The 10835-nt window shown below is 51.6% G+C and carries 10 protein-coding genes; 2 read left to right on the forward strand and 8 right to left on the reverse strand.

Annotation, left to right across the window (positions count from 1 at the left end):
- Positions 1–203: 203 nt before the first annotated feature.
- On the reverse strand, positions 204–437 hold the full coding sequence (locus NSS79_RS26840) for a hypothetical protein (protein WP_038595504.1): 234 nt from the start codon (positions 435–437) through the stop codon (positions 204–206).
- 168 nt (positions 438–605) lie between these two features.
- Positions 606–1247: a bifunctional 2-keto-4-hydroxyglutarate aldolase/2-keto-3-deoxy-6-phosphogluconate aldolase gene (locus NSS79_RS26845; protein ID WP_342436853.1), complete on the reverse strand. Its 642-nt coding sequence runs from the start codon at positions 1245–1247 to the stop codon at positions 606–608.
- Positions 1248–1590: 343 nt separating this feature from the next.
- Between NSS79_RS26845 and NSS79_RS26850 the strand changes: the two genes are divergently transcribed.
- The gene (locus NSS79_RS26850) at positions 1591–2544 is read left to right on the forward strand and encodes a sugar kinase (RefSeq protein ID WP_342436854.1); all 954 of its coding nucleotides are present in this window, start codon (positions 1591–1593) and stop codon (positions 2542–2544) included.
- Between the two features lie 131 nt (positions 2545–2675).
- Here the strand turns inward: NSS79_RS26850 and NSS79_RS26855 are convergent, their stop codons facing one another.
- From NSS79_RS26855 to NSS79_RS26880, 6 genes are all read right to left on the reverse strand, one after another.
- Entirely contained in the window at positions 2676–3695 is a 1020-nt protein-coding gene (locus NSS79_RS26855) for a LacI family DNA-binding transcriptional regulator (RefSeq protein ID WP_342436855.1), read from the reverse strand.
- Positions 3696–3901: 206 nt separating this feature from the next.
- Positions 3902–5035, reverse strand: coding sequence for a hypothetical protein (locus tag NSS79_RS26860; RefSeq protein ID WP_342436856.1), 1134 nt, complete (start codon positions 5033–5035; stop codon positions 3902–3904).
- Positions 5032–5568, reverse strand: coding sequence for an RNA polymerase sigma factor (locus tag NSS79_RS26865; RefSeq protein WP_342436857.1), 537 nt, complete (start codon positions 5566–5568; stop codon positions 5032–5034). Before NSS79_RS26865 ends, NSS79_RS26860 begins: the two co-directional genes overlap by 4 nt.
- 129 nt (positions 5569–5697) lie before the next feature.
- Entirely contained in the window at positions 5698–8367 is a 2670-nt protein-coding gene (locus tag NSS79_RS26870) for a ComEC/Rec2 family competence protein (RefSeq protein WP_342436858.1), read from the reverse strand.
- Between the two features lie 112 nt (positions 8368–8479).
- A complete protein-coding gene (locus NSS79_RS26875; protein WP_038595511.1) occupies positions 8480–8998 on the reverse strand; it encodes a dCMP deaminase family protein in 519 nt (172 codons plus the stop codon).
- A 106-nt stretch (positions 8999–9104) separates the two neighbouring features.
- The gene (locus NSS79_RS26880; RefSeq protein WP_342436859.1) at positions 9105–9782 is read right to left on the reverse strand and encodes a helix-hairpin-helix domain-containing protein; all 678 of its coding nucleotides are present in this window, start codon (positions 9780–9782) and stop codon (positions 9105–9107) included.
- Positions 9783–9974: 192 nt separating this feature from the next.
- On the opposite strand from NSS79_RS26880, the gene comER reads away from it, so the two are divergent.
- Positions 9975–10826 carry a late competence protein ComER gene (gene comER / locus NSS79_RS26885; protein WP_342436860.1) on the forward strand — a complete coding sequence of 284 codons (852 nt, stop codon included), beginning with the start codon at positions 9975–9977 and terminating at the stop codon, positions 10824–10826.
- The last annotated feature ends 9 nt before the right edge of the window (positions 10827–10835 follow it).

The raw sequence follows: 10835 nt of genomic DNA on the forward strand, positions 1-10835 counted from the left end.
AAACTTTGTTTATTACGTCTTTCCGGACGCTAGGGTTTCAGCCCTTAGCTTCCACCGGAACGGTCTATAATCCTTACTAAGCATACAGGGGAAGCACTGAATCTTCAAATACTCTTTTATAGAAGTTCGTTACAAAATTGAAACAAAATAGCCCCACGGAGTGGGGCTGACGCTAAATCTATGTATTTGGCAATCATTACGTCCTATTTATACAAGACAGTTTGGCACAGCATTAAAATGGAATAGTTGTCTTTCTGCTCATCATCCACAATATAGATTTCACCGCCCACAAAAAGCTGCGGGTTGTTGTAGTTTCGCTCCAGCCTGTAAATCCGGCCCACCGTCACCTTGCAGCCATGCTTGCTACATTTAATACAGACATACTGCGCGTCATCCTCAGTAGCTGGGCTTAGCAGCTTATTGTTATAGGCAGACATCCAACTCACTCCCGGCAAACTAAATTATAACGCCGCTCTCTACTCTACAGTTTATTGTTTTTGTCCCTGTTCTATACAATGAAGCTTTGAAAAGAACGACAAAAGCCGTCCGGCCGGCAAGTACCCGGTCGAACGGCTTCTGTTTTGTACCATATGGGATTTCAAGGTTTATATGCCCTTGATCTCCTTGAACTTGGCTACATACTGGGCAGCCAGCTCGGTGATTTGATCATAGCGGCCATGCTTGGCGGGGGCGGTAAGGTTGCCGCCAATGCCTACAGCGATGCAGCCGTTTGCAATCCATTTCTCCATATTGTTCAGATCCACGCCGCCTGTCGGCATGATATTGACATGCGGCATCGGACCTTTGACCGCTTTGATATAATCCGGTCCAAATGCACTGCCCGGGAACAGCTTCAGAACATCCACACCCAGCTTGAGCGCTTCCTTCATTTCATTCAGCGTCAAGCAACCCGGCATGTAGGGAATCCCATATAGATTACACATCTTCGCCGTCTCTTCTTCGAAGGAAGGGCTGACCACAAATTCCGAGCCTGCGAGAATAGCGATTCTTGCGGTAAGCGGGTCGAGCACCGTGCCTGCACCAATCACAGCACGGCCTCCAAAATCGGCTACCAGCCGTTTAATTGCCACATCGGCATCCGGTGTAGTAAAGGTTACCTCAATGTTGTTCAGTCCGCCTTCAATACAGGCGGCAGACATCCGGTAAGCATCATCGGCATTGTCCGCACGGATAACGGCAACTACGCCAACGGATGTGATGTTTTGCAATACTTTTATTTTCTTCATCGGTTAACTCCCTTTCTTCATTCGAATATAGGATGTAAGAAATACTTCTTTAGATAAATTAATTTATCTAATTTACTAACATCAGCTCAAAACCTTATATGAAAATAGTAATAACAATGCTGTCTACAGTCAATATATATTTATGTGAATAACGAATTAATTCTTTGTCTCAGTCACAAAATGCTTATAAATAAAGGATTTATGTAATATACAATATTAAATTATCTATACAGGCTACGATGAAAGCGTAATAACTTATTGTACAAAACCGATTTATATGATAATTTCAAATTACAAATCATTTATACAGGGCTTAGATCATTACCCTGAGGAGGAATTATCCATGAGCAAACCATTGAACGCAGTCACATTCGGTGAACCGATGGCGATGTTTTATGCTAATGAGGCCGGACCGTTGCATGAGGCCACTTCATTCTCCAAGGCGCTCGCCGGGGCAGAGAGCAATGTAGCGACCGGGTTGTCGCGCCTGGAACACAAGACTGGCTATGTCACCAAGCTTGGTGAAGACAACTTCGGCCAGTTTATTGCCTTAGCGCTGGAGAAAGAGGGAATTGATACGAAGAGTATTACGTACACCAAGGAATTCCCGACCGGCATGCTAATCAAATCCAAGGTACTGGCCGGTGATCCGAAGGTGGAGTATTTCCGCAAAAATTCCGCAGCCTCCAAGCTGAGTCTGGCCGACTTCAGTGAAGAATATTTCGCTTCCGCCGGTCACCTGCATGTCACCAGCATCTCTTCTGCACTTTCAAAGACCTGTCATGAGTTCTCCCTGCATGCCATGGAATTTATGAAAAAGAGCGGAAAAACCGTCTCTCTTGACCCCAATCTGCGCCCCACGTTATGGCCGGACAAGGAGACTATGGTTAGTACAATCAACGACTTGGCGACACGTTGTGACTGGTTCCTGCCAGGGCTTGGGGAAGGCAAGATTCTGACCGGACTGGACACACCGGAGGATATTGCCGGCTACTACCTGGATCGGGGCGTATCCCTGGTCGTGATCAAGCTGGGACCTGAAGGCGCATATTACAAAACCTCCGGCGGAGAAGAAGGTTATGTCGATGGCTTTAAGGTAGAAACGGTTGTTGATACCGTAGGTGCAGGTGACGGCTTCGCCGTCGGCGTAATCAGCGCGCTGCTGGAGCAGCTGCCGGTAGGGGAAGCAGTAAAGAGAGGCAATGCCATCGGCGCTTTGGCTGTGATGTCGCCAGGTGATATGGACGGACTGCCTACACGGGACGGGCTGGAAAAGTTTATGAACGCCAGCGTGTAATTAGGCAAATACCCGCTGACTGTAAAATAACTGAATGAAAAGCCCTACACAGTCTTAAAGGGACTGTGTAGGGCTTTTCATTGTGAGGCTGCACAGATCAGATTGTGATTAACAATGCTTTATAAACCGTTTTATTTAGCCGGTGCTTGTACGGACTGCCCCTGCTGGAGTGCGGGAGGAAACCGGTAGGTGATCGGAACGGAAGTATCCTCGTTCTCAATTAAAGACAGCATGATTTTGGCTGCCTGCATCCCCATCTCATAGGCCGGCTGCCGGATGGTCGTGATATCCGGGTTATAAATCCGGGCAAACTCGGCATCGTCAATGCCGATGACGGACAACCGGCCGGGAATGGTAATGGAGTGGCGGTTGGCGTACTTGAGAATTTCCCCAAGCACAAGGTCATTGGCTGCAAGCAGCGCTGTCGGCGGCTGCGGCAGAGCGAGCAGCGCATCCAGAGCTGAAGCTATTTCTTCCCTTGGGACGCTGCGCATATACTGTTCGTTCAGCGCCAGCCCGGCATCCTCCATCGCCTTCCTGAAGCCGCTCATCCGTTCCCTGCGCGGCGTAATGGCATGCTCTCCGAGCGGCAGCGAGAGCAGGGCTATCGCCTCATGGCCATACCGCACCAGTTCCTTGACTGCGGTCTTCACCGCCATTTCGTTATCCAGCAGAAGGCTTTGCGTAGTGACCCCTTCCACCAGCCGGTCCATAAATACGAGCGGGTAATGGGCTTCGATAAGCCGGGTATAGGCGGAAGGGTTGTCTCCTGTCGGGAAGATGATGAGGCCGTCCACCTGGCGGGCCACCAGCGTCTCCACGTAAGTATTTTCCTTATCGGCATTCTCATCGGCATTACAGATAATGACTTGTATCCCGTGGCGCTGCAGCTCATTCTCAATTGCCCTGATGCATTGAATCGACAGCGAATAATCTATATTGGCCACAATGACACCGACCATAAACGTGCGGTTCTGCTTCAGGCTGCGGGCCAGCCCGTTCGGCTGATAATTCAGCTCTTCAATGACGGCAGCAATCCGGTTTTTGGTCGCCTCGCTCATATATTTAAACCGTTTATTCAAAAATTGCGAGACCGTGCTTTTCGACACTCCCGCCTTTTGGGCAACATCTTCAATTGTCAGCTTCTTCATCTTTTCCGCTCCACTCTTCCTCATAGAAAAATACTTGTTATTCACGAACAGTCAGAGAGCAGCAGCAAAAAAGCTGTACTTTCTGATATTATCAAAAAGTATAGCTTTTTTTTAGTAAATTATCTAGTAATCGATCAGAGCAGAAAGATGAAGAAGATGAATTTTCATTTCATGGGATCCATGTTTATCCCGTATTCTTGTTCCCGTCAATCAAATAACCAATGCTCTCCAAACACCAAGGTGATTTCCGTTGACCGTTTCTCGCCCTGTACTTCATAATGCGCGGTCAATATCCATCTCTTCTTTAACGTATTGATGTTGCTATCCGTAAAAGATGTGTTTATTTGGGCATCTGTAACTTGTTCATCCACGCTGATGGTGCCTTCCAGAATCTGCACCTTGCCTGTATCGATATCATAAAGCTTATTGTGGGCAGTATAACCTCCCTTTCCGTCTTCAACATAATACACTTGCAGCAGCTCTTCCTCCTGCGGATTGACAGCGATAAAAGATTTGTACTCAGCAGGTTCTTTTTTCAAGGTCATTAGATCCCAAGGTACTACAGCCCCCCCGTCAGCCGCATCTTTGACGTTAATTACAGACAGCTTGGCCTCGGAACGCAGCCTTGGCTCACCTACTGTGTATGTGCCGTTTGTCATCAGGATATAGTCACCGGCACCATAGATTCCGCCCAGTTCATAATACGACTGCGCACCACCGGCGTAGAGCGGGAAAGTGTATACTCTTTGGGCTGTCTCAGCCGACAACTCCGCGTGGCCTTTGGGTGTCAAATAGAGGCTGTACGGCTCCGTGTTGTGCTTGTACTTCGGCTTCATGTAGTTCACCATTGGCGGTGGCGGTGACCAAATGATTCCCTGCGAGGTTTCGGCTGCATAAGCCAGTGCCTTGTTCCGGTCCAGCGGCAGGGGCATGTAATACTTCTGGCCGCCAATTTCAAACTCTGCAGAGCCTATAGGCGGATTAAATGTCTGCGAAGCTGCTGAAGGAGAAGCTGAAACAGCTGATGGCGGCAATTCGGCAGTTGTGCTGCTGCTGAACAGAGAGGACACTTGATCCATGTATCTCCCCGCGCCCGATTCGCTGAACGGCCAAACCAAAACCCCGAACAGCAGAATTGCAGCCAATCCCGCCATGGCAAAGCTTTTACCGGAACGGAAAATCCGCTTGCCCGCAGGCTGATTATCGGCGGCCTGCTGTATCCGGGCCATCAGTTCCGGTGTGAATCCGTCATCATGAAAGGGAATGCGCCCGGCCTTGGCGTACCAGTCCTGCGCGCCGAACATGACATTTCCCTCTTTATCTGAGTGCTGGCTTTTCACAGTTCTTCCTCCTTTATCGCCGTTCTTACTTTCTCTCTGGCCCGGCCCAAGCGGGATTTGACCGTCCCCTCCGCTATACCAAGCATTCTGGATATTTCAGCAATCGACAGCCCCTGCTGGATATCAAGCACCAGCACCTCTCTGTGCTTATCGGGCAATTCCATAACAATCTCCCAAATCCGGCTGACATACTGGTTGCCCATCGCTTCCTTTTCCGCAGAACGCGCCTGGCCGGGAGTATGCTGCTCACCCAGCGGAATGAACCTTCGCCAGAAGCTGTTCCTTCGCCAGCTGAATGCCGTATTTCGGGTGATGGTCAGCAGCCAGGTCTTCAGCGTCGAGTGGCCGCGATATTTGCCTATATTTCGATAGGCTTTCAAGAAGACCTCCTGACTGATATCATCCGCCTGCTCACGGCTGCGTGTCAGAAAAAAAGCATAGTGCCAGACATCGGAGCCATAACTCTCCATCATTTCCCGCAGCGTCATTGACGGTGTACACGCCATTGTATAGGACAATTTCTCGCTGTGCATCTTTGTAATCACCTCTCGCCCAATAAGACTCTCCAGCGCACAAATGGTTCCATCATTTTCCTCTAAAATTAATAATTTGCCGCAGTTTGCCTTTATCCCTTTATAAGCCCCTCCTTAAAAGCAGGAAAATCATCGTTTCTCCTTCTCCGGTGTTGGCTGTTCCTCCTGCTCTGTCCTAAGCTTATGGCGAACTGCAATCCCCTCCTGTTGCACCTTCAATTGAATTTCCCCATGCAAATCAGTCCGGTACACCACAGTATTCGATTCCGCCAAACGTTGCAATACGTCGCCGTTCGGATGCCCGTACAGATTATTGACACCTGCTGAAACCACAGCAAAAGCAGGCCTCCAGAATTCCAGCCATTCAGCTCCGGTCGCAGTCTTGCTTCCGTGGTGGGCAACCTTTAGTACATCGATCTTCGCACCGCTGTCTAGTCCAGTCTGTTCTGCTGCCAGAATTACCGCCTGCTCCGACGCTTTATCCATATCTCCGGTAAACAAAAAATTACGTCCGTTCATCTCCAGACGAAACACCACCGATTCGTGGTTCTGGTCTTCCACTGCCGGAAGTAAGGACTGCCCGTCAGTTTGCTGCGGCTCCGGCCACAGAAAAAACAGCTTCGTCTGATCATCCGGAGCCAGCATCAGCCCCTGCTGCACAGCGTAAAGCCGGGCCTTCTTCGCAATAGCGGTCCTCATCAGCTTCCTGTAAGGCTCACGCTCAGCCAGCGTGCCATTGAACAGCACAGCCGACACAGGCATTCCCTCCAGCACCGCCTGCAGTCCCCCGGCATGATCCTGATCACCATGCGTCAAAATAACGGCGTCCAGACGATGGATGCCGCGCTGCTTCAGCAACGGGAGCAATGTCTTCGCTCCAACCTCAAAGGGATCACGGCGGATGCGCCATTCCTCCTTGTTCCCAAAGCTCAACGTCCCTCCTCCATCAACAAGAATATGCGCCCCGCCGGGGGTTGTTATCAGGATGCTGTCACCTTGCCCGACATCCAGATAACTGATGGCTCCCGCACCCTCATGGCTCACTGCATGATAGCCCCTGTAGAGCAGCAGCAACAGCCCGGCAGCACATATCAGAACCGCAGATCCGGCCAGTCCCATTCGGCCCCGGGGCTGGAAGGATAGCGCCAGGGCATCGCGTTCCCGGCTTCTTCCTTTGCCATTGCCGTTGCCTTCCGGGGACAGTTCGGCCAGCGGCCTGGTTTCATCCTCCATATATTGCGGAATCTCCCGTGCATATGCCCCTGCCCGCTGTTTCAAGGCGAACAGCAGCCCGTACAGCAGGAGGTAATAGCCGCAAATCCACAGCAGTGTAGGTGAGCGCCAGATCAGTACCCCGCCGGAGAATCCGTTAACCCATTCCACCGCTCCAAAGGTGGCATTATTCAGCAGCTCGGCAGCATCTGCAACCACACCTGCACCACCTGCCCAGAACCAGCCCAGCAGGAGAGCCAATGTTCCCAGTGGCAGTACCAAAAAAGTGATGAAGGGCACCAGCACCAGATTTGCAGCAAAGGACAGCAGCGAAATCTGGTTAAAGTAATAAATCGTCAGGGGAAAGGAAACCAGCTGGGCGATCAGGGTTACCGATATGGAACTTCCCAGCCAGCTCGGCAGACGCTTCATCAAAGGATTGGCAAGCGGCACATAGACCATCAAACCTGCCGTCACCAGAAATGACAGCTGGAAGCTGACACTTAGCAGCAAATACGGGTTCCAGACCAGCATAATGAGTGCCGCAGCGGCTAGAATATTCAGTCCGTCCTTGAGCATCCCAAGCCGCGCGGCAAGGAGCGCGATCATGCCCATCAGTCCCGCCCGCACAATTGACGGCCCTGCCCCGGATAACAGCACATATACAGGAACCAGAAGTAGCGTGACAGTCAGCGCCGTTTCTCTTGTTACCCGGCAATGCCTGAGGATAAATAAAAGCACTGCAACATACACCGCCACATGCATGCCTGATATCGCCAGAATGTGGGTCAATCCCAGCTGTGAGAACTGCCGGAAGGTCTCCGGGTCCAGGTCGTCCTGGATTCCGATCACCAGCCCTTTCATATATCCCGAATGCCGGTCCTGGAACAAGCGGTCCATTTCAGCTCCAAGCACAAGACGCGCCGCATCATTCCAGCGCAGCAGGGTTGAAGCTCCCCAAGACTCTGGAGGTGTAGCCTCCACGCTTCCGGCCCCGCTTCCTTTCAGGAGCCAGTGGATTCTTTGGGTATGCAGATAAGCCCGGTAATCGAAGCCTCCAAAGTTACGCGCCTCCGCCGGCAGTACCAGTTCACCCGCCAGCATCACCCGGTCTCCTCTTGCCCAATTGGCGGCCACGGCAATTTCCGCTTCAGCTTGGAGCTTGATCTGAACGGCGACAAGCTCCCCCTCCACCTGTGCGGCAGTCTGTCCGGTTGTATTGCTCCGTATCTGTGACAACTTCAGCGTAAAACCCACCCGGTCCCCGTCCCGTTCCACAGGAGACACAATCATGCCTTCGGCTTCCACATTACTCTCCTGCAGCTCTGCCGGTTGCGATGCAAGCGCTTCTGGCAGCTGACTGACATTGCGGCCTTCATTCCACTCCCAATACAGGGCGGCGACAGCAAGTGATATTGCGAATACAGCAAGCTGCTTCCAGCCCAATTTCCCATAGGCCGCATAGATCGCGAGCAGCAGCAGACAGCCTGCCCACAGAATCAGCAGCTTGTAGCCCGAGAACAGGCAGGCTGCAGCACTTCCTGTGATCCAGCAGACTGTAAACCCTAACAACGGCCTTCCCTTCATTCCTTTCCCTCCTTCTGAACTAACCGGACAACAAAAAGAACCCCAACATACGCGTACATCCGCGCATACAGAGGTTCTTCCCCTTTACTCATTTAATTTCGCATGGATTCTGTTACTCCGAGACGGTGATCATCGTTTCTGCCGGTGGCTCATAATTCTCCAATTGACGGAATATGATCCCTTTGGTGGTCAGCATATTCTCTACCTTCTCCATATCCTTGCGGTATGGGCGCAAATAGACAATCTCCACAATACCGCTGTTGGCCAGCATGTTGGCGCAGGTCCAGCAAGGCTCATCGGTGACGTAGACCGTACTTCCTTCCCGGTCGCTCCGGTCGGTGAACAGCAGCAGATTCTGCTCGGCATGAATCGTGCGGATGCAGCGCTGCTTCTTCACCATCGTTTCCACACCGTCTACGATCTCCCGCTCATATTGTTCGGAGACCATGCAGCCCGCCTCCGAGCAGTCAGGAACTCCCATGGGCGCTCCGTTATACGCGGTACCCAGCAGTTTCTTGCCCTGCACCAGCACAGCACCGACATGGCGGCGGTTGCAACGCGAACGCGTAGAAACCATGCAGGCAATATCCATAAAATATGTATCCCAGTTTTTGCGATAGGCCACACTCATCAGTAATCTCCGCTTTCTCTTCAATAGTTGTTCACTATTGTAGCATATTGCAGCTTGCTTTCACTAGGAGAACAGTCTCCTCATCTCCGGAAACGCATCTCCCGTTTCAAAAGACTACCAGAGGCTCAAGCTTTTCCAGCATCTTTGGTCCAATCCCCTTCACCTCTCCTAGTTCGGACAAGCTGCGGAAAGCCCCCTTGCTGCTGCGGTAATCAATAATCGCCTGCGCCTTCTTCTCGCCGATTCCCGGCAAATCCATAAGCTCTGCGGCTCCGGCGGTGTTCACATTGATTTTCCCTTCCGTCTTCTCATTAGCTTGTCCCGTGGAAGCTGCGCCTTGTGCCGATGGGATACCCTCTCCGCCTGCGACTGCAGTGGTCCCAGCTGTTTGTGTGCCCGCCGTTGCCGCCACCTTGCCCTCTCCTGTCCCGCTATTATCCAGAGATGCGGCTCCTCCAGCGGGGTCAGCAGCATTTGGAGCGCTGTCCGCCCCGGCTCCAGTAACTGTAGTATTACCAGCCTGTGTTGCTGCTCCGGCTTTTTTGGCTCCTCCGTTTACTCCAATCCCCTCTTTACTGACCTCACCCTGCAGCGCAGCTGACTTGCCGCTCTTTCCAGCGGGAAGTGGTTCCTCTGTATTCGCTCCGCCAACCGCAAGCGCCATAGAGGTGTCCATCGTCTCCCACCCGGAGATGCCGCTGTCTTCTTCCCGATCCGCAGCCCAGACCAGCCCTCCTCCCAGCAATACTGCTACGATACCACTGACTATCATTCTCTTATTCAAGAACCTGTCCTCCTCTACAATTTGCCCTGATTATTTATGCATTCCTTATGCAAAACCAAATATGACGCAACTTCTGGAATTTTATTCAAAAATGCGGGCGAAACCTGTCATGTGTCCAAGTGTACGCTGCATACATTTAACGAAGAGTATTCCTGCAAGCCCAGCAACTTAGGGAAAGGAGGTAACCACAGAATGAAAGTGGGATTTATCGGAACAGGCAGCATGGGCAGTCTGCTCATCGACGCCTTTCTTTCTTCAGGAGCACTTGATGCATGTGACGTGCTAGCCAGCAACCGCAGTTCAACCCGGCTGATTCAGCTTCAGAAGGACCACCCTGACATCACCATATGCGGCAGCAACAGGGACACCGCGACTGGCAGCGACATTGTATTTTTATGTGTCAAACCTTTGGAATTCAAAACGCTGACGGATGAAATCGCACCCTGTCTGAATAGCGAGCAGATTGTCGTATCCATTACCAGTCCGGTCCAGCTGTATCATCTGGAATCGGTTCTGCCGTCCAAAATAGCCAAGGTCATCCCCAGCATCACCCACAGTGTCAAAAGCGGAACTTCACTATGCATTTTCGGCAACAGAATTAATAAAAAAGACAGGCTGTTGCTCCTGAGGCTGCTGTCTTTCATAAGTGTTCCGGCGGAAATCCTGGAGAGCCATACCCGAATTGCTTCGGATTTCTCCAGCTGCGGTCCTGCATTTATCAGCTATTTCATCGAACGCTGGATCGCCGCAGCGGTGGAAGCCACAGGCATTGAAGAAGCCTTGGTCAGCCGTCTGGCCGGAGAAATGCTGCTCGGGACAGGCAAGCTGCTGACAGAAGCAGACTTCACCCCGCAGGAGCTGCAGGAACGTGTCGCTGTCCGCGGAGGCATTACAGCGGAAGCCTTGAATCATCTGCGCAGCAGTCTGGAAGGTGTATTCGAGCGGCTGATTACCACAACGCATGAAAAATACGATGAGGATATCGACAGGCTTAATTCACTCTTCGGCCGGGACGGTATTGTGCAAGGCCCTTTGGATCGCTAGAAGCCTGAA

It is taken from the genome of Paenibacillus sp. FSL L8-0436, from assembly GCF_038593025.1.
In the GTDB taxonomy this organism is placed as follows: domain Bacteria; phylum Bacillota; class Bacilli; order Paenibacillales; family Paenibacillaceae; genus Paenibacillus_AQ.